This is a genomic window from Streptomyces sp. NPDC028368 (genome assembly GCF_055565615.1).
Genome location: NZ_JBVHTY010000005.1, coordinates 66,758 through 90,113, shown reverse-complemented (window position 1 = coordinate 90,113; position 23,356 = coordinate 66,758). Strand labels below are relative to the sequence as shown.

21 protein-coding genes are annotated in these 23,356 nt (G+C 71.3%); 7 read left to right on the top strand and 14 right to left on the bottom strand.

Annotated features, from left to right (window positions below; all coding sequences use genetic code 11):
* Positions 1-243: 243 nt before the first annotated feature.
* The 4 genes from ACZ4S3_RS13220 to ACZ4S3_RS13205 all read left to right on the top strand — a co-directional run bounded on the left by ACZ4S3_RS13220 (position 244) and on the right by ACZ4S3_RS13205 (position 4,059).
* The gene (locus ACZ4S3_RS13220; RefSeq protein WP_467931821.1) at positions 244-1,290 is read left to right on the top strand and encodes an ABC transporter ATP-binding protein; all 1,047 of its coding nucleotides are present in this window, start codon (positions 244-246) and stop codon (positions 1,288-1,290) included.
* The gene (locus ACZ4S3_RS13215) at positions 1,280-2,191 is read left to right on the top strand and encodes an ABC transporter permease subunit (RefSeq protein ID WP_467931820.1); all 912 of its coding nucleotides are present in this window, start codon (positions 1,280-1,282) and stop codon (positions 2,189-2,191) included. Before ACZ4S3_RS13220 ends, ACZ4S3_RS13215 begins: the two co-directional genes overlap by 11 nt.
* 157 nt (positions 2,192-2,348) lie before the next feature.
* Complete coding sequence (locus ACZ4S3_RS13210) at positions 2,349-3,260, top strand: ABC transporter ATP-binding protein (RefSeq protein ID WP_467931819.1); 912 nt, start codon at positions 2,349-2,351, stop codon at positions 3,258-3,260.
* A 22-nt stretch (positions 3,261-3,282) separates the two neighbouring features.
* The gene (locus ACZ4S3_RS13205; RefSeq protein WP_467931818.1) at positions 3,283-4,059 is read left to right on the top strand and encodes an ABC transporter permease subunit; all 777 of its coding nucleotides are present in this window, start codon (positions 3,283-3,285) and stop codon (positions 4,057-4,059) included.
* A 49-nt stretch (positions 4,060-4,108) separates the two neighbouring features.
* Here ACZ4S3_RS13205 and mltG read toward each other — a convergent pair whose 3' ends face one another.
* From mltG to ACZ4S3_RS13180, 5 genes are all read right to left on the bottom strand, one after another.
* Entirely contained in the window at positions 4,109-4,933 is an 825-nt protein-coding gene (gene mltG / locus ACZ4S3_RS13200) for an endolytic transglycosylase MltG (RefSeq protein ID WP_467931817.1), read from the bottom strand.
* 270 nt (positions 4,934-5,203) lie between these two features.
* Complete coding sequence (locus tag ACZ4S3_RS13195; RefSeq protein ID WP_467931816.1) at positions 5,204-6,517, bottom strand: CynX/NimT family MFS transporter; 1,314 nt, start codon at positions 6,515-6,517, stop codon at positions 5,204-5,206.
* Between the two features lie 130 nt (positions 6,518-6,647).
* Complete coding sequence (locus tag ACZ4S3_RS13190) at positions 6,648-7,358, bottom strand: FadR/GntR family transcriptional regulator (protein WP_467931815.1); 711 nt, start codon at positions 7,356-7,358, stop codon at positions 6,648-6,650.
* A gap of 359 nt (positions 7,359-7,717) precedes the next feature.
* Positions 7,718-9,127: a diaminopimelate decarboxylase gene (gene lysA, locus ACZ4S3_RS13185; RefSeq protein ID WP_467931814.1), complete on the bottom strand. Its 1,410-nt coding sequence runs from the start codon at positions 9,125-9,127 to the stop codon at positions 7,718-7,720.
* 16 nt (positions 9,128-9,143) lie between these two features.
* On the bottom strand, positions 9,144-9,464 hold the full coding sequence (locus ACZ4S3_RS13180) for an SAV_915 family protein (protein WP_467931813.1): 321 nt from the start codon (positions 9,462-9,464) through the stop codon (positions 9,144-9,146).
* A 273-nt stretch (positions 9,465-9,737) separates the two neighbouring features.
* Between ACZ4S3_RS13180 and ACZ4S3_RS13175 the strand changes: the two genes are divergently transcribed.
* Positions 9,738-10,694 (top strand): MerR family transcriptional regulator, encoded by a 957-nt coding sequence (locus ACZ4S3_RS13175; RefSeq protein WP_467931812.1) that lies wholly within the window; start codon positions 9,738-9,740, stop codon positions 10,692-10,694.
* Between the two features lie 179 nt (positions 10,695-10,873).
* Here ACZ4S3_RS13175 and ACZ4S3_RS13170 read toward each other — a convergent pair whose 3' ends face one another.
* Complete coding sequence (locus ACZ4S3_RS13170; protein WP_467931811.1) at positions 10,874-12,364, bottom strand: MFS transporter; 1,491 nt, start codon at positions 12,362-12,364, stop codon at positions 10,874-10,876.
* 115 nt (positions 12,365-12,479) lie between these two features.
* On the opposite strand from ACZ4S3_RS13170, the gene ACZ4S3_RS13165 reads away from it, so the two are divergent.
* Entirely contained in the window at positions 12,480-13,502 is a 1,023-nt protein-coding gene (locus ACZ4S3_RS13165) for an Lrp/AsnC family transcriptional regulator (protein WP_467931810.1), read from the top strand.
* The gene (locus tag ACZ4S3_RS13160) at positions 13,499-14,236 is read left to right on the top strand and encodes a rhomboid-like protein (RefSeq protein ID WP_467931809.1); all 738 of its coding nucleotides are present in this window, start codon (positions 13,499-13,501) and stop codon (positions 14,234-14,236) included. Before ACZ4S3_RS13165 ends, ACZ4S3_RS13160 begins: the two co-directional genes overlap by 4 nt.
* Here the strand turns inward: ACZ4S3_RS13160 and ACZ4S3_RS13155 are convergent.
* From ACZ4S3_RS13155 to ACZ4S3_RS13120, 8 genes are all read right to left on the bottom strand, one after another.
* Complete coding sequence (locus ACZ4S3_RS13155; RefSeq protein WP_467931808.1) at positions 14,224-15,036, bottom strand: HAD family hydrolase; 813 nt, start codon at positions 15,034-15,036, stop codon at positions 14,224-14,226. The two genes, ACZ4S3_RS13160 and ACZ4S3_RS13155, sit on opposite strands and share 13 nt — an antisense overlap.
* Positions 15,033-16,343 carry a serine--tRNA ligase gene (gene serS / locus ACZ4S3_RS13150; protein WP_467931807.1) on the bottom strand — a complete coding sequence of 437 codons (1,311 nt, stop codon included), beginning with the start codon at positions 16,341-16,343 and terminating at the stop codon, positions 15,033-15,035. The genes ACZ4S3_RS13155 and serS overlap by 4 nt, the downstream gene beginning before the upstream one ends.
* A gap of 561 nt (positions 16,344-16,904) precedes the next feature.
* The gene (gene pheA, locus ACZ4S3_RS13145; RefSeq protein ID WP_467931806.1) at positions 16,905-17,831 is read right to left on the bottom strand and encodes a prephenate dehydratase; all 927 of its coding nucleotides are present in this window, start codon (positions 17,829-17,831) and stop codon (positions 16,905-16,907) included.
* A gap of 119 nt (positions 17,832-17,950) precedes the next feature.
* The gene (gene efeB, locus ACZ4S3_RS13140; protein ID WP_467931805.1) at positions 17,951-19,327 is read right to left on the bottom strand and encodes an iron uptake transporter deferrochelatase/peroxidase subunit; all 1,377 of its coding nucleotides are present in this window, start codon (positions 19,325-19,327) and stop codon (positions 17,951-17,953) included.
* On the bottom strand, positions 19,327-21,405 hold the full coding sequence (locus tag ACZ4S3_RS13135) for a copper resistance CopC/CopD family protein (RefSeq protein ID WP_467931804.1): 2,079 nt from the start codon (positions 21,403-21,405) through the stop codon (positions 19,327-19,329). The genes efeB and ACZ4S3_RS13135 overlap by 1 nt, the downstream gene beginning before the upstream one ends.
* A gap of 12 nt (positions 21,406-21,417) precedes the next feature.
* On the bottom strand, positions 21,418-21,864 hold the full coding sequence (locus ACZ4S3_RS13130; protein ID WP_467931803.1) for a copper chaperone PCu(A)C: 447 nt from the start codon (positions 21,862-21,864) through the stop codon (positions 21,418-21,420).
* Positions 21,861-22,502, bottom strand: a complete 642-nt coding sequence (locus tag ACZ4S3_RS13125; RefSeq protein ID WP_467931802.1) for an SCO family protein — start codon at positions 22,500-22,502, stop codon at positions 21,861-21,863. The genes ACZ4S3_RS13130 and ACZ4S3_RS13125 overlap by 4 nt, the downstream gene beginning before the upstream one ends.
* A gap of 65 nt (positions 22,503-22,567) precedes the next feature.
* On the bottom strand, positions 22,568-23,329 hold the full coding sequence (locus ACZ4S3_RS13120) for a YcnI family copper-binding membrane protein (RefSeq protein WP_467931801.1): 762 nt from the start codon (positions 23,327-23,329) through the stop codon (positions 22,568-22,570).
* Between the last annotated feature and the right edge of the window lie 27 nt (positions 23,330-23,356).

The window sequence follows — 23,356 nt, the reverse complement described above, 5'->3', positions numbered from 1 at the left end:
CGTCCGTCCGTAAGCGGTTCATCGCGGTACGCGCCCGTAACTTGACACTGATGAATGTGACAATGACCAGCGGCTGCGTCAAGGGGTACGTATGCGCCGTGGCGGAGCGCACCGCGCTCCGACCCTGACGTGGGAGCCACCCCAGGCATGAGTTCCCCTACGGGTTCGTAGTACCGGAGAGGTAGGCAGAGACCACCGCAGGGGTTGACGACCCGGGTGCGGGCCGCCCATACCGTCGTAGACGTGACTGTGATCGTGACCGAAAGCCTGAGCAAGCGGTTCCCGCGGGTGACCGCCTTGGACCGGCTCTCCGTTGACATCGCCCCCGGCGTGACCGGCCTGGTGGGTGCCAACGGCGCCGGAAAGTCCACCCTGATCAAGATTCTTCTCGGCCTGGCGCCGGCCACCGAAGGGACCGCGCATGTCCTGGGCCTGGACGTGACCAAGGAAGGCGCCACCATCCGTGAGCGGGTCGGCTATATGCCCGAGCACGACTGCCTGCCGCCGGACGTCTCGGCCACCGAGTTCGTGGTGCACATGGCCCGGATGTCCGGCCTGCCGCCGACCGCCGCCCGCGAGCGCACCGCGGACACCCTGCGCCATGTCGGCCTCTACGAAGAGCGCTACCGCCCCATCGGCGGCTACTCGACCGGTATGAAACAGCGCGTGAAGCTGGCCCAGGCGCTGGTCCACGACCCGCAGTTGGTGTTCCTCGACGAGCCCACCAACGGCCTGGACCCCGTAGGCCGGGACGAGATGCTCGGCCTGATCCGTCGCGTCCACACCGACTTCGGGATCTCCGTCCTGGTGACCTCCCACCTCCTCGGCGAGCTGGAGCGCACCTGCGACCATGTCGTCGTCATCGACGGCGGCAAGCTGCTGCGCTCCTCTTCCACAGACGAGTTCACGCAGGCCACGGCCTCGCTGGCGGTGGAGGTCACGGACACCGACCGCTGTCCGGACGGCACCGCGGCGCTGCGCGCGGCGCTGGCCGCCGCCGGGGCCGTGGTGTCCGAGGCGACCGGCGCCGAGGGCCTGTCCTCCTCCGGCCACCTGCTGTACGTCGAGGCGTCCGGCGAGGAGACCTACGACCTGGTGCGGGACACCGTCGCCGGCCTCGGGCTCGGCCTGGTCCGGATGGAACAGCGCCGGCACCACATAGCGGAGGTCTTCCACGACGCGGACGCGGCCGCCGCAGGGTCGCCCGCCACCCCCGTAACCCCGGCCACCGCAGGCGCCCCGAGCGCCCCGCACACCACCCAGGACGGAGGCGCCCACGATGCCCACTGAGCCGACGACGTCCGTCTCCGCCAAGCCCGGCGGTGCCTATATCCACAACATCGGCTACCGCCACTACGACGGCCCCCGCCTGGGCCGCGCCTACGCCCGCAGGTCGCTCTTCTCGCAGAGCCTGCGCGGTGCCTACGGACTGGGCCGTTCGGCCAGGACCAAGGTGCTGCCGATGCTGCTCTTCGCGGTGATGTGCCTGCCCGCCGCGATCATGGTCGCGGTGGCGGTGTTCACCAAGGCGAGCAGCCTCCCGGTCGACTACACCCGCTACGCCGTCTACCTCCAGGCCGTCATCGGCCTCTACCTCGCCGCCCAGGCACCGCAGTCCGTCTCCCGCGATCTGCGCTTCAAGACCGTCCCGCTGTATTTCTCCCGCCCGATCGAGCGCGGCGACTATGTGGCGGCGAAGTTCGCGGCCATGGCGAGCGCCCTGTTCCTCCTCACCGCGGCACCCCTCCTGGTCCTCTACGTCGGCGCGCTGCTGGCGAAGATGGACTTCCTCGACCAGACCAAGGGCCTGGGCCAGGGGCTGGTCTCCGTCGCGCTGCTCTCTCTCCTCTTCGCCGGGATCGGCCTGGTCATCTCGGCGCTCACGCCGCGCCGCGGATTCGGCGTCGCCGCTGTGATCGCCGTACTCACCATTCCCTACGGTGCCGTGAGCGCCGTCCAGGGAATCGCCTCGGTCCAGGGCAGCGAAGCCGCCGTCGCATGGCTCGGACTGTTCTCGCCCATCACGCTCATCGACGGCGTGCAGTCGACCTTCCTCGGCGGAAGCAGTTCCTTCCCCGATCAAGTGGCGCCGACGACCGCCGCCGGATGCGTCTATCTCCTCGTCACGCTGATAGCCATCGCCGGCTCCTACGCCCTGCTGATGCGTCGCTACCGGAAGGCCGGCCTGTGAGCGCCCGCCCGTCGCCCACCACCACCCCGGCAGGAAGCGCTTCGCGCTCCCCCTTCTTGTCGCCGTCGCCCACCACCACCCCGGCAGGAAGCGCTTCGCGCTGCCCCTTCTTGTCGCCGTCGCCCGACCGCCACCCCTCAAGGAATGGGCTGCGCCCATGAGCACTCTTCACATCGACCATGTCTCCCGCTGGTTCGGAAACGTCGTCGCCGTCAACGACATCACCATGACCATCGCCCCCGGTGTCACCGGCCTGCTCGGCCCCAACGGCGCCGGAAAGTCCACGCTCATCAATATGATGGGCGGCTTCCTCGCCCCGTCCAGCGGCACCGTCACCCTCGACGGCGCCACGATCTGGCGTAACGCGGCGATCTACCGCCACATCGGCATCGTCCCCGAGCGCGAGGCGATGTACGACTTCCTCACCGGCCGCGAATTCGTCCTCGCGAACGCCGAGTTGCACGGACTCGGCCGGGCCGAGGCGGCCAGGGCGCTGGCCACGGTGCAGATGCAGTACGCCCAGGACCGCAAGATCTCGACGTACAGCAAGGGCATGCGGCAGCGCGTGAAAATGGCATCCGCGCTGGTCCATGACCCATCCGTACTGCTGCTGGACGAGCCGTTCAACGGCATGGACCCGCGGCAGCGGATGCAGCTGATGGAGCTGCTGCGGCAGATGGGGGATGAGGGGCGTACGGTCCTGTTCTCCTCGCACATCCTCGAAGAGGTCGAGCAACTGGCCTCCCACATCGAGGTGGTGGTGGCAGGTCGGCATGCCGCGTCCGGCGACTTCCGCAAGATCCGCCGGCTGATGACCGACCGCCCGCACCGCTACCTCGTCCGGTCCGACAACGACCGCGCGCTCGCCGGCGCGCTGATAGCCGACCCTTCCACGTCCGGCATCGAAGTGGACCTCGTCGAGGGCGCGCTGCGCATCCAGGCCATCGACTTCGGCCGCTTCACCGAACTCCTGCCGCGCGTTGCCCGCGACCACGGCATCCGCCTGCTGACGGTCTCGCCCTCCGACGAGTCGCTGGAATCCGTCTTCTCCTACCTCGTAGCGGCCTGAGGCCTGAAAGGAGCCCCGACGCATGTCCACGACCACTCCGACGGCCCCGCCCGCACCCGCCGGCACGCCCAAGGCCTCGCTCTTCCACCCCACCGTCGCCCGGCTCACCTACCGAGCCCTCCTCGGGCGGCGCCGCGCACTGATCCTCTTCGCGCTGCCCGCCCTCCTGGTGGTCATCGCCATCGCCGTCCGTGCGCTGGCCGGCGCCGATGACTCCACCGCGAGCGGCATCCTGGGCGGCTTCGCGCTGGGCACGATGGTGCCGCTGATCGGTGTCATCGCCGGTACGGGCGCGATCGGTCCCGAGATCGACGACGGTTCCGTGGTCTATCTCCTGTCAAAGCCGGTGGCGCGGCCGACGATCATCTTCACCAAATTGCTCGTCGCGACGGGTGTCACGGTCGCCTTCTCCGCCATCCCCGTCCTCCTCGCCGGCTTCATCCTCAACGGCAACAGCCAGCAGATAGCCGTCGCCTACGCCGCGGCGGCGGCCATCGCCTCGATCGCCTACAGCGCGCTCTTCCTCCTCTTCGGCACCATCACCCGCCATGCCGTCGTCTTCGGCCTGGTCTACGCCCTGGTCTGGGAGGCGCTCTTCGGAACGCTCGTCCCCGGCGCCCGGACCCTCAGCGTCCAGCAGTGGGCGCTGGCGGTGGGCCAGAAGATCGGAGCGGAGGGAGCTATCACCTCCGACGTCCAACTTCCGCTCGCCATATGCCTGTTGGCGGCCGTCACGGCCGGCGCCACCTGGTACGCCGGACGTCGCCTGAAGTCACTGACCCTGGCCGGAGAGGAGTAACACGCGATACGCCGCCCGGATGCCCGGACCGTCCCGGGCGGCGCCCCGCTCAGCCGCCCTGCGCCTGGCTGGTGCTGCTGACCTTCTGCCGCTGGTTGAACTCCTGCACGTTGCGCAAGTGCTCCTGATAGCTGGCGGTGAAGCGGGTGTCGCCCGGTTTGACGGTGACGAAGTACAGCCAGTCGCCCTTGGGCGGCGCGCCCGCCGCCTTCAGCGCGTCCGCCCCGGGGTTGTCGATCGGGGTGGGCGGCAGGCCCTGGTGCTTGTAGGTGTTGTACGGGCTGGCGGTCTTGGTGTCGGCATGGCTGGTGGTGAGGGTGCTGCGGCCCAGCGCGTAGTTGATCGTCGAATCCATCTGCAGCGGCATGTTCCTGGCGAGCCGGTTGTCGATGACCCGGGCGACCTTGCCCATATCGGCCGGCCGGTCCGCCTCGGCCTGCACGATGCTGGCGACCACCACCGTGCGGTAGGACGCGATGCGGTCGTCGGCGAGCCGCTGGTTGGCCGTGTCGACCATGTACGCGAGCAGGGACGCCGGGGTGGTGTCCTGGCGGATCGGGTACGTGGCCGGGAAGAGGTAGCCCTCGGGGTTCCCCTTCGCCTCGTCCGGCAGGTTCAGGTGCGCGGTCTTGGCGGCCTTCGCGGTGCTGCCCTTGGCCAGATGAAGCAGCTTGTCGGCGGCGGCGTAGATCTGTGCCGCCCGCTGCCCCTCCGGCACGGTCAGCTGCGCCTCGGGCTGCCGCCCGCGCAGCAAACGCGGCACGAACAGCACGGCGAGAACGACAAGAACACACAAAACGGCAACGATAATGAGCCGGCCGCCACGGGAAAGCCGTGGTCCGGACCGGCGAACGGTGCGCTGAACATCGCTCATGGGGGCACCGTAAGCCAGTCGGCGGGCTTACTGGGACGACCACCCCCGGGATCGCTACCAACGACAGGTACCGGATGCGGACGGGACACCTGATGTTCACCGGGGCGGGCGAGTGCCGGGGGCGGCGAGCACCGGTGCAGGCCGGTACTGGTGCGGGCTGGGACCGGCGGCCGGGCCCGCGGTGCGTGCCCGGCGTGCGCCGCCCCCTGCACCCCCAAGGCCCCAAATATCCCCAAAGGCGCCAAGCGCCCCCTATACCCCCTACACCCCCTACGCCCCCTCCCCGATCCTCCGATCGCGCCCCGCCCCCATGCCCAGCAGGGCGAGACCGGCGCAGACGGCGAGGAGCAGGAGGATCGGGACGGTCCAGCCGTCGGTGGCCTGGTGGACGGCGCCGAGGACCAGAGGGCCGGCCGCGGCGAGGAGGTAGCCGCCGGTTTGGGCCATGCCGGAGAGACGGGCGGCGGTGTGGGCATCGCCGGAGCGCAGAACCATCATCGTCAGGGCCAGGCCCAGCGCGCCGCCCTGGCCGATGCCGAGGAGCGCCGCCCACAGCCAGGCGCCGGCCACCGGGGCCACCAGCAGTCCGACGACACCGCAGGCCATCAGCGCGGAGACGGCCACGCCCAGCAGCCGCTGACGGCGCATCCGTCCCGCGAGCATCGGCACCACGAACGAACCGGCCATCTGCACCAGCGTGCTGAAGGCGAAGACCAGTCCCGCCTGGCCCTTGCCCATCCCGTGATCGGTAAAGATCGTCGGCATCCAGGCGATGGAGACGTATGCGATCAGCGACTGCGAGCCCATGAAGAGGGTCACCTGCCAGGCGAGCGGGGAGCGGCTGAGCTTCGGCCCGTTGTCGACGGCATGGACGGGTGTGGCCGCGGCCGCGCCGTGCCGGCCCGGCATTGCCTGAACGGCATGGGAGGTACCCCCATCCCGCCGTGCGATGACCGTCTGCGGGATCCACACCACCGCGGCGACGGCGGCCAGCAGCGACCAGGAGACCAGCGAGCCCTGCCAGCCGCCGAGCGCGTTCTCCAGCGGGACGGCGGAGGCCGCCGAGACCGTGGCGCCCAGGATCATCGCGGTCGAGTACAGCGCCGTCATGCCCGCCGCCTGCTCCGGGAAGTCCCGCTTGATCAGGCCCGGCATCAGGACATTCAGCAGGGCTATGGCGGTGCCGACCACCGCGCAGCCGGCGAACAGGGCGACGACGGGCGGCGCGATCCGGAGCACGATGCCGCCGCAGAGCAGGACCAGGGCGCCGCACAGCACCGCCTCGGTCCCCCATCGGCGGGCGAGTTTCGGGGCGGCGATGGAGCCGAGGCCCATGAAGATCAGCGGGATGGTCGTCACCAGGCTGCCGGCGGTCGCGGCGAGGTGGAAGTGCGCGGCGATCTCGCTGAGCAGCGGTGAGACCCCGGCCAGCGCCGCCCGCATATTGAGCGCGGCAAGAACGATCCCGGCCAGGAGGAGGACCGGGTGGGCCCGTAGCCGGCGGCGGGCCGCGGCGACCGGCGGCGCGGCGGCCAGGTCCTCCTCGGCGTCTATCAAGGGTGCTTCGGACAGGGGCCCTGACATGCGTGTGTACCTCGCCAAGCTTGGTGTTTTACAAGGGAGTTGAAGGGGGCCAAGGGAGTTGAAGGGGGCTGAGGGAGCGGGAGGGGGCTGGGGGAGAGGGAGGGAGCTGGGGGGAGAGGGAAGTGCGCCCCTAGCGGGTGGCGAGCAGGGCTTCCACGGCGCGCTTCGGCTTCTCCAAAAGCGCGCGGGTGGCGCGCTCGGCGCCCTCCGGATCGCCTGACGCGATGGCGTCCAGCACGGCACGGTGATCGCCGTGCACGATCTTCGGCATCTCGTGATCGTCGAGCGCGCTGACCAGGGCCTCCCGTACCGAGCTGCTGAACCACCCGTAGGTGGCGGTCAGCGCGGTGTTGTGCGCGGCCTCGACGACGGCCCGGTGGAAGGCGATGTCGTGATCGGCGTACAGCTCGAGGCTGCCGACGTCGGGCTGTCCCTCGGCGTCCGCCAGCTCGGCCTGGGCGTCCAGTGCGGCCCGCATCCGCTCCAGGTCGGCGGGCTCGTGCCGCAGCGCGGCCAGCCGGGCGGCCTCGGCCTCCAGGGCGATCCGCAGTTCCAGGACGTCACGGATGCCCGCCCGCTGGACGCCGCGCATGATCTCGCCGGGGTCCGCGGTGGAGACCACGAAGGTGCCCTCGCCCTGTCGGGAGCGCAGCATCCCGGCGTGTACGAGTACCCGGACCGCCTCGCGGACGGTGTTGCGGCCGACCTGGAGCTGTTCGGCCAGGGCGTGCTCGGTGGGGATGCGGGCCCCGACCTGCCACTCACCGGCGGTCAGCTGGGACCGCAGGGCCTCGACGACGGTGTCCACCAGGGATTTCCGTCCCGCTGCCTGCAGCGCCATGTTCGTCCGACCGTCCTTCGCGTTCGCTGCCAGTTCCCGGCCCGGCTCAAGGCCAGTTGCCCAGTCATCCTACAACTGATGGATTCACTGTACACATACCCGGTCGTGGAGCCACGGCACGGATACGGATACGGATACGGGCACGGGCACGGGGGTGGGGCGGGTGCGGCCACCGCCCCGCGACCGTTCCGGCAGCTCCGCACCCGCCTCGCGCGATACGGCGCGGCGCCCACCCCGCGCGACGCAGCTCCGCCCCCGGAGAGCGAGTGGAGAGCCGAAGCGGAGCGAAGCGATGGGGGTCCCTCCCGCGCCTCAAGGGCGGGGGGAGGAGAGAGAGCGCCGGACGCCGCCCCCCACGCTCACAGCCCGATATCGCGCTCCTGGATGTCCGCCAGCGACTCCCGCCGTACGAGCAGCCGGGCGTGTCCCCCGGTGACCGCGACGACCGGCGGGCGGCCGACCAGGTTGTAGCCGGAGGCCATGGAGAGGTGGTAGGCGCCCGCAACGGGGACGGCCAGGAGGTCGCCGGGGCGGATGTCCGCCGGCAGGTGGACGTCCGAGGCGAGGATGTCGCCCGCCTCGCAGTGCCGGCCGACGACCGTGACCGGCTGCGCCGCGGCGGATGAGCGGCGGCCGACCAGCCGGGGCGCGTAGCGCACCCCGTACAGCGCGGGCCGTGGGTTGTCGCTCATTCCGCCGTCCACCGCCACGAAGGTGTGCCCGCCGGTCTGCTTGACGGCCAGCACCCGGTAGAGGACGACGCCGGCCGGTCCCGCGATGGCGCGGCCCGGTTCGATGGCGAGCCGGGGCACCGGGAGTCCGGCCGCCGCGCAGCCGCCGGTCAGTTCGGCGCGGATCTTGGCGCCGAGGCCGACGATGTCGAGGGTGGGCTCGCCGGGGCGGTAGGCGATGCCGTGGCCGCCGCCGAGGTCCAGTTCGGGCAGTGTGATGCCGTGCTGTTCATGGATGCGGGCCAGCAGTCCGACCAGTCGCCGTACGGCCGACAGATACGGCTTGACGGTGGTGATCTGTGATCCCAAGTGGCAGTGCAGGCCCACCAGTTGGAGGCGCGGCTGGCCCAGCACCCGGGTGACGGCGTGCTGCGCGGAACCGTCCGCGAGCGACAGTCCGAACTTCTGCCCGTCGGTCCCGGTACGGATCTTGGCGTGGCCGCCCGCGGCGATCCCCGGTACGACCCGGATCAGGACCTTCTGGCGGGTGCCCGCCGGGACCGCGGCGGCCAGCCGGGCGATCTCCGAGGTGCTGTCGATGACGATCCGCCCGACGCCCAGCCGCAGCGCGGTGTGCAGGTCGTCCGGGCTCTTGGCGTTGCCGTGCAGCACGATCCGCTCGGGCGGGAAGCCGGTGGTGACGGCCAGCTCCAGCTCGCCCGCCGAGCAGACGTCCAGGCCCAGGCCCTCCTCCCGGACCCAGTGCGCCATGGCGCGGCACAGAAAGGCCTTGGCCGCGTAGAAGACATCGGTGTCGGGGAAGGCCCGCAGGTAGGCGCGGCAGCGGCGGCGGACCTCGTCCTCGTCCAGGACGTACGCGGGCGTCCCGTAGCGGTCGGCGAGCTCGGTGAGCGGGACGCCGCCGACGGCGAGATCGTCGTCCAGCAGGGGGGTGGTGGACGACGGCCATATGGTCGGCGCGGCGGCCGGCGGAGCGGTGCGCTCCGGTACGTCGGGCTCCGGTACGCCGGGCTCCGTTACGCCGGGCGCCGGTACGGCGGTCAGCGGGGGTGCCGTGTGGCTCAGGGTGTGGCTCATGATCGGGTGCCCTCCCTCAGACGGCCTGCAGGGACCGGGTACGGGACATTTCCGGGACGAACCGCGGATCGACGGTCAGACCGGCCGCTCCGACGGGTTCGGCCAGCGCGCGCAGCGCGGGCTCGGAGAGCCGCACCCAGGGCTGGTCGCTGCCGAGGGCCGCGGTGAGCCGCTGGGGCGAGGTGAAGGCGACGGCGGTACGGCAGCCGAGCGGGGTGCGGAACAGGCGGGCCGTGCAGCCCGCGGGGCCCGACCGGACGGGGACGAACAAAGGCCCGGCCGGGATCCGATCGGAGGGCTCGGGGTCTTCCGCGTAAACGGGGTGGGGGTGGGACACGGCGTGCTCCTCGGGCAGAACAGCGGCCCCGGACCGGTGGAAAACGCTTACGCCGGGGCTCGGCACTGACGCTATGCCCGGCATACGGGCGTCCTTCCCGGTCACTGACGCATCATTGACGGCTTGTCGACGGGACTTGACGCGATGCTGCCGTTGGGTGGCCGGGAGGCAGACGAAAGGCCCTGGGAGAAGGCGTACGGATCCGCTGTCCCCCCTCCGTGTACTGCGGCGCTTGACCTTGACACTGTGGAAAGGCATCCACTGGAGGACGTCATGTTCACCATCGGAGATTTCGCCCGGTACGGCCGCGTGTCGGCCCGCATGCTGCGGCATTACGACGCCATCGGGCTGCTGCGCCCGGTCCGTACCGACCCGGTCAGCGGCTACCGCTTCTACGAGGCCGCCCAGCTCGCCCGGCTCAACCGCATCATCGCGCTCAAGGACCTCGGATTCAGCCTTCAGCAGGTGCGGGCGATCCTGGACGAGCAGGTCAGTGTGCCGGAGCTGCGCGGCATGCTGCGGCTGCGGCGGGCGGAGCTGGAGGCCGCGATGGCGGCGGCCGGGGCGCGGCTGGCGCGGGTCGAGGCGAGGCTCCGGACGATCGAGAGCGAGGGACACATGTCTGCCGTCGATGTGGTGGTCAAGCGCACCGGAACGGTTCTGCTGGCCGAACTGAGCGGGACCGCGGCCGGCTACGGGCCCGAGGACATCGGGCCGGTCATCCAGCCGCTGTACGCGGAGCTGTGCCGGCGTCTGGAGCGGGCGGGCGTGACGCCGGCGGGGCCGGGGCTGGCGTACTACGAGGATGTATCGGCAGAGGCGGCAGAGGCGGCAGAGGCGGCGGAAGCGGAGGAGGCGGTGGAGCCGGAACCGGCGGCGGAGACGGAGAGGGCGGCGCAATCGGCGGCGGGCGGCGATGCCATCGTCGTCCACGCCGGGTTCGTGATCACGCCGGAGGCCCTGGCCAAGGCGGGGGTGACGGCCGGTGACCCCGGCCTCGGCTTCGACGTCGTCACCCTCCCCGGCCTGGACCGCGCCGCGACCGTGGTGCACCGCGGCCCGATGAGCCGGATCATGCCGACCGCCCAGAACCTGGCGCACTGGATCGACGCCAATGGCTACCGCTCCGCCGGCTACGCCCGTGAGCTGTATCTGGAGTGCCCGCCCGACCAGGAGAAATGGGTCACCGAGATCCAGGAGCCGGTGGTCGAGGCGGCGCCCGGCGCCTGACCCCTGACGCCGCCCAGCGCCTGACGCCGCCCGCCGCCCGGAAACCTGTCGGCGGTCCGCCACCGACCGGCGGACCGACAGCGGGCCGTACGGTCCCCGGCCGTACGGCCGCCGTACGGTCCCCAGCCGTACGGCCCGTCTGCGCGGCCTCGGCGGCCTCGGCTTTTGCACCCCGCCCGCTACACCCCCGCCTCCACCGAAGCCGCCCCCGCAACCGCCTCCGCCTCCGCCTCCGCCTTCGCGTCCGCCGGGGCCGCCACCGCCGTCTCCCGCTCCGAGCGCCGTACGACCGCGAGCACCAGCACCCCGGCCGCCACCCCCACCAGCCCGGAGATCAGCGCGATGTCGGTCAGCCCCGAGACGTACGCGGCACGAACGGCGGACAGCGGGGCGCCGGGCGTCAGGCCGTGCAGCGCATCGGCGAAGACCGTCCCGAGGACCGCGACGCCCAGGGCGAAGCCCAGCTGCCGGAAGGTGTTCACCGCGCCGCTCGCCATACCCGCCCGCTGCGGGGGCGCCGCGCCGAGCGCCGCCGAGACCAGTACCGGCATGGCCGCCCCGACGCCCAGCCCGCTGACCGCGAGTCCGGGGACCAGCGCGGCCCACCCGGCGCCGTCACCGAGCAGTGCGGTGTGCAGCAGCGCGCCCGCGCCCACCAGCAGCAGGCCGATACCGACCGGGAGCTGTGGCGCGATCCGCTGCAGCAGACGGCCGCCCGCCGCGCCGACCACCAGGGACATCAGCGCCAGCGGCAGCACCGCCAGCCCCGCCTGCACCGGGCTCAGACCCAGCACGTTCTGCGTCCACAGCCCCACGAACGTCAGATACGGGAAGGCCGCCGCCTGCAGCAGCAGGGCCGCCGCCATCAGGGCGGCGAACGAGGGGCGGCGCAGCAGCCGCAGATCCAGCAGGGGCTGCGGTACCCGCCGCTCCACGATGACGAACACCAGCAGCGCCACCGCCGCGGCCGCGAGCGAGGCGAGCGTGCCGCTCTCCGTCCAGCCGTGCTCGCCGCCGCGCATCAGCCCGTACGTCAGCGCGGTGGCGGACACGGTGAAGGACGCGGCGCCCGGCCAGTCGATGCGCGCCGTCCGGTCGCCGTGGGACTCGCGGAGGTGGCGCACCGTCAGGTACGCGGCGATGGCGGTCAGCGGCAGATTGACGAGGAAGATCGCCCGCCAGTTCAGATATTCGGTGAGCAGACCGCCCAGTACGGGGCCGACCGCGGCCGCCGCGCCGCTCGTACCGCCCCAGATGCCGAACGCCACGCCGCGGTCGCGGCCCTGGTAGGCGGCCATCAGCAGCGGGGTGTTGGTGGCGAACATCGCCGCCGCGCCGATGCCCTGGACGGCGCGGGCCGTGATCAGGACGCCCGCGCCGGGCGCCAGCCCGCAGGCCAGCGAGGCGAGGGCGAAGAGGGTCAGCCCGGCCACGTACAGCCGGCGCCGCCCGAGGAGGTCCGCGGCCGAGCCCGCCACCATCAGCAGCGCGGCCAGCGACAGCGCGTAGATGTCCAGCACCCACTGGAGTGAGGTGAAGGAGGTGCCCAGGCCGTCGGATATCCGGGGCAGTGCGGTGTTCACGATCGTCACATCGACCAGCAGCATGAAATTGCCGAGGGTGATGGCGACCAGCGGCCACCACTTCCCGCGCGAAGGGCTCGCGCCCATGATTTCCTCCGTTGAAGCCTGCAAAAGGGACTGGGTCACGGTCCGCTGTTCACCCCCCGGGCTCCCAGCCAGCGCGCTTCCGGCGGCGCAATCCGACACGCGCTAGCCTCGAACGGTGAAAACCGACGCGACGGCCGCGGGCCCCGCCACCGGATTCGACGCCCTCGACCGGCAGCTCATCCACGCCCTGCAGCTCGACGGCCGGGCGCCCTTCAGCCGTATCGCCGCCGTGCTCGGCGTCTCGGACCAGACCGTCGCCCGCCGCTACACCCGGCATCGGGGCACCGGGGCGATCAAGGTGCTGGGGCTGGCCGACGCGCGGGCGCTGGGCGAGATCGAGTGGCTGGTACGGGTGCAGTGCGCGCCGGATGCCGCGGTGCCCGTCGCCGAGGCGATGGCCCGACGGTCGGACACCGCCTGGGTGAGCCTGATGTCCGGCGGTACGGAGATCGGGGCGGTCTGCCGCGCGGCGAGCAGCGAGCACAGCGACGCGCTGCTGCTGCAGAAGCTGCCGCGGACGCCCAGCGTCGTCGGCGTCACCGCGCACTGTCTGCTGCACGAGTTCTTCGGCGGCTCGCAGAGCCTGGTCAGCAAGTCGGGCGCGCTGAGTGACGAGCAGATCGCCCGGCTGAGTCCGCCGCCGCCGGATCCGTCCGCCGCCCCGGTGACGCTCTCCGACGCCGACCGACGCCTCTTCGACGCGCTCGGCCGCGACGGCCGTACCCCGCTGGCCGAGCTGGCCGACACCACCGGCTGGTCGCCCACCACCGTCCGCCGCCGCCTCGCCGAACTGCGCGGCGACGGCGTCCTCTACTACGACATCGACTACGACCTGCGGCTCTTCGGATACGGCGTGATGGTCGCCCTGTGGCTGTCCGTCAAACCCGCCGAACTCGACGCCACCGGCCGGGCGTTGGCGTCCCATCCGGAAGTCGCCTTCGCCTGCGCCACGACCGGGCCGAACAATCTCTTCGCGTCCGTGCTGTGCGAGGACGTCCGCGCGCTCTACACGTATCTGACGACGCGGGTCGCGGCGCTGCCCGGCGTACGGACGATGGAGAGCGCGCCGCGGATCCGGCACATCAAGGGCGCCGGGCCGGTCATGGCCGGCGGGCGGGCGGCGGGGCGCCGCCGATGAAACCCGTACTGCCCGGAAGACGGCTGCGATGGCCGGCCAACGCGCTACGCCGGTCGACGGCCTGGGTGCTGGGCTGGGTACGGAGCACCCCAGGAACCCACATCTGGCTGCTGATCATCGGCATCACCAGCCTCGTGATCGCCTCCGCCTCCGAAGGCCTGGAGCAGTTCCTCCTCCACCGCACCAGCAGCAACATCCACGAGCTGAACGAACATCCGCTCCCCTCGCTCCTCATCAGCGGCTTCTGGATCGAGCGCCCGGAGTCGTTCCTGCTGTATGTGGTGATGTTCGAGCTGCTGCACGCCAACGTCGAGCGCTGGCTGGGCAGCTGGCGCTGGCTGCTGATCGTCGGCGCGGCGCATGTCGCCGCCACGCTCGCCAGCCAGGAACTCGTTCTGCTGGCCATCGAGGGGCACCGGCTGCCGCGTTCGATGACCCATGTCGTGGACATCGGGGTCTCCTACGGGCTGGCGGCCGCCGCCGGTGTGCTGACGTACCGCCTGCGGGCGCCCTGGTGCTACGGATGGCTCATCTGCGTGCTGCTCTTCTTCGGCGTTCCGCTGCTGACCGGGGCGACCTTCACCGACTTCGGTCATGCCATCGCCCTCGTCCTGGGGCTGGTGGCCTGGCCGCTGACCCCGGCGGGCAGGTTGGCGCCGTACGAGCCCTCCGAGGAGCCCGAGGAACCAGAGACGCCTCAGGAGAAGGCCGGGGAGAAGCCTCAGGAGAGGTAGAGCCGCTCCAGCACGACCGCGATCCCGTCGTCCTCGTTGGAGACCGTGATCTCGTCCGCGACGGCCTTCAGTTCGTCATGGGCGTTGCCCATCGCCACGCCGCGCGCCGCCCAGGCGAACATCGCGATGTCGTTGGGCATATCGCCGAAGGCGACGGTGTCGACGGCCTTGACGCCCAGCCGGCGGGCGGCCAGGGACAGGCCGGTGGCCTTGGTCAGGCCCAGCGGCAGCAGCTCGACGATGCCGTGGCCGGACACCATCACACCCACCAGGTCCCCGGCGACCGCGCGGGCGGCCCGCGCCAGGGCGTCGTCGTCGAGGGTGGGGTGCTGGATGTAGACCTTGTTGAGAGGGGCCGTCCACAGCTCGCGCGGGTCGTCGATCATGACGTTCGGCAGCGGGCCTTCCTGGATGCGGTAGCCGGGGCCGACCAGCACCTCGCCCTCCAGGCCGTCCCGGCTCGCCGCCAGATACAGCGGGCCGGTCTCCGCCTCGATCTTGGAAAGGGCCAGGCCGGCCAGCTGGCGGTCGAGCGTCACCGACGTCAGCAGCCGGTGCTCCCCGGCGTGGTAGACCTGCGCGCCCTGCCCGCACACCGCGAGGCCCCGGTAGTCCAGGGCGTCGAGGATGTGCCGGGTCCAGGGCACCGACCGGCCGGTGACGACGATGTGCGCCGCGCCCGCCGCGGTGGCCGCGGCGAGCGCCGCACGGGTGCGCTCGGAGATGGTGTCGTCGCGGCGCAGCAGCGTGCCGTCGAGATCCGTCGCGATGAGCTTGTAGGGCAGGGGTGGAGTGCTCACCGTTCGACGGACTCGGGGCCGTTGTTCACGGGCTCGAGCCGGGTGCGGCCGCCCAGGTAGGGACGGAGCACCTCGGGGACGTGCACCGAACCGTCCGGCTGCTGGTGGTTCTCGAAGATCGCCACGATGGTGCGCGGTACGGCGCAGAGCGTGCCGTTCAGCGTCGCCAGCGGCCGGACCTTCGCCTTGCCGTCGGCGTTCTCACGCATCCGGACCGACAGCCGGCGCGCCTGGAACTCGTCGCAGTTGGAGGCCGAGGTCAGCTCGCGGTACTTGCCCTGGGTCGGGATCCACGCCTCGCAGTCGAACTTGCGGGAGGCCGAGGAGCCCAGGTCACCGGTGGCGACGTCGATCACCTGGAAGGGCAGCTCCAGGGCGTTGAGCCACTGCTTCTCCCAGTCCAGCAGGCGCTGGTGCTCGGCCTGCGCGTCCTCCGGGGCGACGTAGGAGAACATCTCCACCTTGTCGAACTGGTGGACCCGGAAGATGCCCCGGGTGTCCTTGCCGTACGTACCGGCTTCGCGGCGGAAGCACGGCGAGAAGCCGGCGTAGCGCAGCGGGAGCTTGGCGGCGTCCACGATCTCGTCCATGTGGTACGCGGCGAGCGGGACCTCGGAGGTGCCGACCAGGTAGAAGTCGTCCTTCTCCAGGTGGTAGACGTTCTCGGCGGCCTGGCCGAGGAAGCCGGTGCCCTCCATGGCGTGCGGGCGCACCAGGGCGGGGGTCAGCATCGGGATGAAGCCGGCCTCGGTGGCCTGCGCGATGGCGGCGTTGACCAGCGCGAGCTCCAGCAGCGCGCCGATGCCCGTCAGGTAGTAGAAACGCGAGCCGGAGACCTTGGCGGCGCGCTCGACGTCGATGGCGGCGAGCGCCTGGCCGATCTCCAGGTGGTCCTTGGGCTCGAAGCCCTCGGCGGCGAAGTCGCGGATGGTGCCGTGCGTCTCCAGGACCGTGAAGTCCTCCTCGCCACCGACCGGGACGTCGGGGTGGACGAGGTTGCCGAGCTTGAGCAGCAGCTGCTGCGTCTCTTCCTTGGCCTCGTCCTGGGCGGCGTCGGCGGCCTTGACGGCGGCGGACAGCTCGCCGGCCTTCTTCAGCAGCACGGCCTTCTCGTCGCCGGTGGCCTTGGGGATGAGCTTGCCGAGTGCTTTCTGTTCGGCACGCAGCTCGTCGAAGCGGATGCCGGACGACCTGCGCCGCTCATCGGCAGAGAGAAGCGCGTCGACGAGTGCGACGTCCTCTCCACGGGCACGCTGGGAGGCGCGCACACGGTCGGGGTCCTCACGAAGCAGGCGAAGGTCAATCACCCCACCAGGCTACCGGGGCCGTGCCCGGCCCTTCGACGTGATATTGCTGCGCGTTGCAATTTGTCCGTTTTAGGGTTGTTTATTCCATGACGGAATGCGGACCGTAAACCCTCGCGCAATTCCTCCACCGCCTTTGTCCACAGGGGTTGAGGGCTCGGCGCCCTTTATCCACAGGCTGTGTGCAAGATCTGTGGAAGTCGGAGGTGATCATTCCGCTCCCGGAATGTTCGGCTATGGATTCCTTGTCCAAACCCTCTTCTCGCGCTCTTTCGTGTGGGATTGCCTCGCTCTAAAGGATTGATCGTGGGAATTGTGCTGACGAGGCCGGAGTTGGGCGGCTGTGCAGCGATGTGGAGCACTGTGGAACGCCGTGAGATCGGTAGAGGGATTTGTCGACTCTGCCCGAATCGCGATACGGCTCGTGTCGACTTACCCACAGGTCGAGAACCGGCCCTGTGGATAACTTTGTGGACAGTGCGGCGGGCGCAGGAGCGGGCGCAGAAACAGGCGGAGAAAGCCGCGCGGAAACGGGAACGGCTTACGACCACGTCGTGGGTCGGGTCAGCCGCGCCCGTCCAGGCAGCGCGCCAGCCAGTCCGACGCCTCGGTGAACGCCGAGTCCGTCATCGCCGGCCGTACGGTCGCCGTGACCTCGTCCGCCCGCGGGTACGAGCCGAGGAACCGCACATCGCGGCAGATCCGCTTGAGGCCCATCAGCACCTCGCTGACCCGGCGGTCGGTGACGTGCCCCTCGCAGTCCACCGAGAAGCAGTAGCGGCCGATGCCCTCGCCGGTCGGCCGGGACTCGATCCGCATCATGTTGACGCCGCGGACCGCGTACTCCTGGAGCAGCTCCAGCAGCGCACCGGGGTGGTCCTCGCCCAGCCACAGCACGACCGAGGTCTTGTCCGCGCCGGTGGGCGCCGCGGGCCGGGCCGGGCGGCCGACCAGTACGAAGCGGGTCGCGGCGTTCTGCGCGTCGTGGATGTCGGTGACCAGCGGCTCGAGACCGTACGTCGCCGCCGCGAACTCACCCGCGAACGCGCCGTCGTACCGCCCCTCCTGCACCAGCCGCGCGCCATCGGCGTTGGAGGCCGCCGACTCCCATACGGATTCCGGGAGTTGGGACGCCAGCCACCTGCGCACCTGCGGCTGGGCGACCGGGTGCCCGGTCACCGTCTTCACATCCGACAGGGGGGTGCCGGGGCGCACCAGCAGTGCGAAGGCGATCGGCAGCAGCACCTCGCGGTAGATCATCAGCGGCTCGCCGGAAGCCAGCTCGTCCAGGGTGGTGGTCACCCCGCCCTCGACGGAGTTCTCGATCGGCACCAGCGCGGCCGCCGCCTCACCGCCGCGCACCGCGTCCAGGGCGGCCGGCACCGACACCATCGGCACCAGCTCGCGGGTCGCGGCTTCCGGAAGAGTGCGCAAGGCGGCCTCGGTGAACGTGCCCTCGGGCCCGAGATAGGTGTAGCGACTGGCCGACATGCAAAGGACTCCTCGCGTCATCGCGGGGGCGCCCCGCCGATCTCTCCCTGTCCTGCCACGATACCGAGCCCGTACAGGGCCCGGCGGGCGGTTTCACCGGACCGCCGGACGGGCCCGGCTCAGCCCTCCAGCAGCGGCCGGCCCACGTAATCGCCGGGCTCCGCCGCCGGCGGCACCGCATACAGTCCGCTCGCCTCGTGCCGCAGGAACGCCGACAGCGCGTCGCCGCGGTCCAGCTTGCGCTGGATCTGGGTGAAGGCGCGCAGCGGATCGGCCTGCCAGCAGATGAAGAGCAGCCCCGCGTCCGGTGCCCCGTCGTCGCGGAACCCGTCGTGGAAGGAGAACGGGCGGCGCAGCATGGCCGCGCCCTGGTTGGACTCCGGTGCCGCGACCCGGGCGTGCGCATTGGCGGGGATGACCGGCAGACCGTCGGCGCCGGTCGCGTCCAGCCGCATCGGGGTGGTCTCCGAACCGCCGGTCAGCGGCGCACCGTTGGCCTTCCGCCGCCCTATGACCTTCTCCTGATCGCCCGGCGAGCGCTTCTCCCACTCATCGAGCAGCATCCGGATCCGCCGGACGACGGCGTACGACCCGCCGCGCATCCACTCCTGGTCGGCGTCGCGCCCCACGAAGATCCGCTCGTCGAAGTCCTTGTCGGCGGGCTTGGGGTTGTTGGTGCCGTCGACCTGCCCCATGAGGTTGCGGGTGGTCATCGGGTGCGCCGTGGCACCCGGGGTGCGGTGGAAACCGTTCATCTGCCAGCGCAGCCGGGCGCTGCCGGCCGCGTCCTTCTGCAGCGCCCGCAGCGCATGGAAGGCGACCAGCGCGTCGTCGGCGCCGATCTGGATCCACAGATCGCCGTTGCTGCGTTTGGGGTCCAGCGCATCGGCGGAGAAGTCGGGCAGCGGGTCGAGCTGCACGGGGCGCCGCTTCGTCAGGCCCGTACGGCCGAAAAAGCTGTGGCCGAGGCCGAAGGTGACGGTCAGCGAGGACGGGCCCGCGTCGAGTGCCACCCCGGTGTCGGCGTCCGGCGCCCGCCCGGCCATCAGCTCCTCTGCCGTCCGCGACCAGCGGCGCAGCAGTGCGGCCGCCTCCTTGCGGCCGGTGCCCGGGGCCAGGTCGAAGGCGACGAGATGCCCGCGGGCCTGCAGCGGAGTGGTGATCCCCGCCTGGTGCCCGGCGCGGGCCGGCCGGAACGCGACCTCGGTCGAGCCGATGGTGGTCAGGTCCTTGGGGGCGGCATCCTCCGCGGCGGACCGCGCGGCCGAGACGCCGATGGCGCCACCGGCCCCGCCGACGACGAGCCCGGCCGCGCCCGCCGCACCGACGGTGCCGAGCAGCCGGCGGCGGGAGAACCCGGGGGGGAGCGAACCGTCGGCCTCCGGGGCGGCGGCGGGGGCCTCGGCGGGAGTGGGTGCCGGCACGGCGGCCTTGGGAGCCTTGGGGGACTTGGCGGCCGTGGAGGACTTGGCGGCCTTGGGGGTCTGCTTGCTCATCAGCCGATCTTCACGTTCCTGAACTCGGTCACCTGGTCGATGTCGGAGGTCCGTACGAGCAGCGAGAGCTGCCATTGCCCGGGAACCGGCAGCTGTACGCCGCTCGCGCTCCAGTGGCCCTTGCCGATGTGCCGGGGGACGACCGGGAGCGGGCCCAGCTTCCTGGCCTTCAGGGTGAAGGAGACCTTCACCTCGGGGACGTCCAGGGTCTTGCCCGACGGGTCGGCGATGCGCAGCCGCAGGGTGTTGCCGCTGCCGCTGCGCCCCGGGTCGAGGTCGAGGCGGGCGGTGCCCTTGCCGTGTGCGCCGCCGGTGTCGAAGGGGACGGTCAGCACCTGCGGCTGGTTGGCCGCGGCGGACTGCCCGGCCCCGCTCGCCTTGACCGCCTCCGCCGTGCGGGCCGGTTCGGTGGCGGTCAGCACCGTGGTCACCGCGAGCAGCACGACGGCCACCGATGCCTCGGCCAGCACGGACCGCCGCAGCCCGAGCCGCTCGGGGTCGGCGTCCCGGTTGCGCTTGGTGCGGGCGGTGCGCAACGCGACCTGCTGGCGGGCGAGTTGGACGGCTCGGGCGGGGTCGGGGGCCGGAACGCCATCGGTGCCGGCAGCGACATCGGCATCGGCATCGCCATCGGTGTCCGTACCGCTGTCGGCACCCGTACCGGTGTCGGCACCCGTACTGCCCTCGGCGTTCGTACTGCTCTCGGCGTCCGTACCGCCCGTACCGGCATCCGTGTCCCTGTCCTCCTCCGTCGTCCGGACCTCCCCCAGCCGCCCGGTCCACCGGCGTGACACCGACGCGATCCCGACGAGCACCACCACCAGGCCCGCCTTGAGCAGCAGCAGCCGCCCGTAGGAGGTGTCGGTCAGCGCCTGCCAGGTGCCGACCTGCCGCCAGGACTGGTAGATGCCGGTGGCCACCAGGACCAGCACGGAGCCGAACGCGATCCGCGAGAAGCGGTGTACGGCGGCGCGCTCGACGGCCGGGCCCCAGTACAGGGACACGACCAGGGCCGCCAGCCCGCCGAGCCAGGTGGCTACGGCCAGCAGATGCAGCACATCGACCGGCATCGCGACGGCGGTCTGCAGCCCGGTCGAGGCGTGCTCGGCCATCGCCCAGGTGGCGGCGAGCCCGGCGGCGACGATCACCCCGCCGATGGAGAGTCCGAGCGTGAGGTCGCCCCGCCGCTTGGCCTCCTCGACGGCGTCCCTCGTGCCCTCCCCTGTGTCCTCCCCCGTGTCCTCCCCCGTGTCGTCCTCCGGTTCCAGCGTCCGTGCGTACGCCCCGAACAGCACCGCGATGAACAGCGCCGCGGCCGCCAGCAACAGCAGCCGGGAGACCAGCGCCGCGCCCGGCTTGGTCAGCAGCACTTGCTGGAGGCCGCCGAAGTCGAAGATGTCGGCGAGCTTGCCGGACCCGGTGTACGGGGCGCGGAGCAGCAGCATCGCGATGGTGGTGCCGGTCAGCAGCGCCCAGCCGTAGACGACCAGCCGCTGTACGGACCGTACGAGCGCGGCGGCCGGACGGCAGCCGACGACGAAGGCCGCGCCGCCGGTCAGCAGCACGAAACCGGCGTAGGCCAGATAGCGGGCGATGCCGTAGAGCGCGCCCACCAGGCCGCCGCCCGCCTCCTGTTGGGGGAGGGCGGCGGAGGTCTTGGAGGGCGCGCCGACGGAGAAGGTGAAGGCGCCGGAGACCGGGTGGCTGTCGGCGGAGACCGCCTGCCAGGCGACGGTGTACGTCCCGTCGGCGAGCCCCGGCGGCAGCCCCGCCCCGTACTTGACGACGCTCCCGCTGCACAGATTGCGCAGCTTGCCGCGGTCCACCCGCTTGCCCTTCGGGTCCAGGACCCGGATGGAGTCGTCGCCCATCGCCACGCCCTCGGAGAAGGTCATCGAGACCTGTTCGGGGGCGCGGTCCACCACCGACCCCTGCGCGGGGTCGCTGCCGGTCAGCGCGGCGTGCGCGGAGGCCGGTGCGGCGCCGCCGAGCAGCGCGCCGAACAGCACCGCCACGACGGCCAGCAGGCGCAGCGCGGCGCCCCGTCGTGGTCCGGAGCCGGTGATGGCCACAGCCATGGTGATCGCTCCCTAGCTCGGTACGTAGTCGCCGGCCTTCACCGGGACCTCCACCTTTATCGGGTCGGAGGTGGCGAAGTGCAGCTCGATGGTGACCTTGTCGCCCTTGGCCGGCTTGTTCTTCAGGCCCATGAACATCAGGTGGTTGCCGCCGCGGCCGAGCCGGAGTTCGCCGTTGGCGGGCACGTCCAGCGAGGGGACCTGCTCCATCTTGTTGCCGGTCGTCCGGTGGATCGAGATGTCCTTGGACAGGCCGCTGGTGACCGAGGTCAGCTTGTCCGCGCCGCCGCCGGTGTTCTTTATGACGAAGAACGCGCCGGCCATGTTCTGGGTGACCGGCTGCGGCATGTACGGGTCGGCGACCTTGAGCTTCGGGGCGGTGTCACCGGCGCCGCAGCCCGCCAGTGCGAGGCTTGCGGTGAGGGCGAGGGCGGCGGCGAGGGTGGTGCGGCGGTTCACGGGTTCTGCCCCTTGATGATCTTCGGAAGTGCCTTGGTGTAGTTGTCGGAGGTCGCCTCCTGCATGCCCATCCAATGGATCTTGTCGTCCTTGGGGGAGCTCAGCAGAACCTGCGCGCCGTGCGTGGAGACGACATCGCCGTTCTTCTTCTTGACCGGCTTCTCGATGCCGATGTTCACGCTGCGCGCGCCGGCCTGAATGGCGGAGAACTTGCCGGTCAGGCCGATGAAGTTCGTGTTGATGCCGCCGAGCCACTTCTTGAGGGCGGCCGGGGTGTCGCGCTCCGGATCGGACGTCACGAACACCACCCGGAGATCGTTCTGTTCGGCCTTCGGCAGCTGCTTCACCGCGACGGCGATGTTGGCCATCGTCAGCGGGCACACGTCCGGGCAGTTGGTGTAGCCGAAGTAGACCAGGGTCGGGTGGCCCTTGGTCTTCTCCAGCAGGTCGTACTTCTTGCCGTCGGCGTCGGTCAGGACGAGATCCGGCTTCTCCATCGGAGAGTCGAGCGTGACGATCGGCTTGGCGGTCGAGCCGGAGACATCGGCGACGGGCTTGCCGCCGTCATTGCCGCAGGCGGTCAGGGAGAGGGCCGCGGCCGCCGCGAGGGCGGACGCGAGCATGGTCCTTCTGCGCATGAGTCCTTCTGCAAAGGGAGTGGGTGCGGGCCGGCGCGGGTCGGACGCCGGCCCGGTCGGTGTGATCAGGCGCTGCGGCGACGGCCGGCGAACAGGCCGAAGCCGATTCCTACGATGCCGACGACGATGCCGATGACGGCCAGGATGCGCGCCGTGGTGTCGCTGTCGGCCGCCTCCTGGCTCGCGGCCGTGGTCTTGCCGTCCTTGGCGACGTTCTTGGCACCGCTCTTGGCGTCCTCGCCGTGGCCGTCCCCGGTCGCCGCGGTGAGCTTGAGCACCGGCGCGGGGTTCTCCGGCTCCGGGGCGCCGTCCTTCGTCGGCTCGATCCAGCGCACGACCTCCTTGTCGTCGTACGTCTGCAGCGCCTTGAAGACGAGCTGGTCGGCGTCGTCGGGAAGCTGCCCGACGGAGAGCGGGAACTGCTGGAACTGGCCGGGCTGTACGCCCTTGCCCTCGGCGGTCCAGGTGATCTTCGAGGGGGCCTCGGTGATCTTCTCGCCCTCCATCTCGATCGGCTTGGCGAGCTTGGCCTTCTTCACCTCGACCTTCCAGCCGGGCACCGGCTCCGGCATGACGGACGCCAGCGGGTGATCGGTGGGCAGGGTGACCTCGAGCTTCACCGTCGAGGAGTCGTCGCGCTCATTGGGGACCTTGAAGTTGACGGTCGCGAAGCTGCCCTGCTCGGCGGTGCCGGGCTGCACGCTGACGTGCGCGAAGGCCGGGCCGGCGAGCAACAGCACGCTGCCCGCGGCGATGCCGCCCACGATCGGCAGCCGGCGGGCGAGGCGGCGGGAGGAGACGGCGGCGGGACGCGACATCTTCGACATAACGAAAACACTCCACAGGAAGGAAAA

Bases quoted from the DNA above. Each gene is read 5' to 3' on its own strand.
- ACZ4S3_RS13215 (WP_467931820.1), top strand. From the start codon at position 1,280: ATGCCCACTGAGCCGACGACGTCCGTCTCCGCCAAGCCCGGCGGTGCC.
- ACZ4S3_RS13210 (WP_467931819.1), top strand. From the start codon at position 2,349: ATGAGCACTCTTCACATCGACCATGTCTCCCGCTGGTTCGGAAACGTC.
- ACZ4S3_RS13205 (WP_467931818.1), top strand. From the start codon at position 3,283: ATGTCCACGACCACTCCGACGGCCCCGCCCGCACCCGCCGGCACGCCC.
- mltG (WP_467931817.1), bottom strand. From the start codon at position 4,933: ATGAGCGATGTTCAGCGCACCGTTCGCCGGTCCGGACCACGGCTTTCC.
- ACZ4S3_RS13195 (WP_467931816.1), bottom strand. From the start codon at position 6,517: ATGTCAGGGCCCCTGTCCGAAGCACCCTTGATAGACGCCGAGGAGGAC.
- ACZ4S3_RS13190 (WP_467931815.1), bottom strand. From the start codon at position 7,358: ATGGCGCTGCAGGCAGCGGGACGGAAATCCCTGGTGGACACCGTCGTC.
- lysA (WP_467931814.1), bottom strand. From the start codon at position 9,127: ATGAGCCACACCCTGAGCCACACGGCACCCCCGCTGACCGCCGTACCG.
- ACZ4S3_RS13175 (WP_467931812.1), top strand. From the start codon at position 9,738: ATGTTCACCATCGGAGATTTCGCCCGGTACGGCCGCGTGTCGGCCCGC.
- ACZ4S3_RS13170 (WP_467931811.1), bottom strand. From the start codon at position 12,364: ATGGGCGCGAGCCCTTCGCGCGGGAAGTGGTGGCCGCTGGTCGCCATC.
- ACZ4S3_RS13160 (WP_467931809.1), top strand. From the start codon at position 13,499: ATGAAACCCGTACTGCCCGGAAGACGGCTGCGATGGCCGGCCAACGCG.
- pheA (WP_467931806.1), bottom strand. From the start codon at position 17,831: ATGTCGGCCAGTCGCTACACCTATCTCGGGCCCGAGGGCACGTTCACC.
- efeB (WP_467931805.1), bottom strand. From the start codon at position 19,327: ATGAGCAAGCAGACCCCCAAGGCCGCCAAGTCCTCCACGGCCGCCAAG.
- ACZ4S3_RS13135 (WP_467931804.1), bottom strand. From the start codon at position 21,405: ATGGCTGTGGCCATCACCGGCTCCGGACCACGACGGGGCGCCGCGCTG.
- ACZ4S3_RS13125 (WP_467931802.1), bottom strand. From the start codon at position 22,502: ATGCGCAGAAGGACCATGCTCGCGTCCGCCCTCGCGGCGGCCGCGGCC.
- ACZ4S3_RS13120 (WP_467931801.1), bottom strand. From the start codon at position 23,329: ATGTCGAAGATGTCGCGTCCCGCCGCCGTCTCCTCCCGCCGCCTCGCC.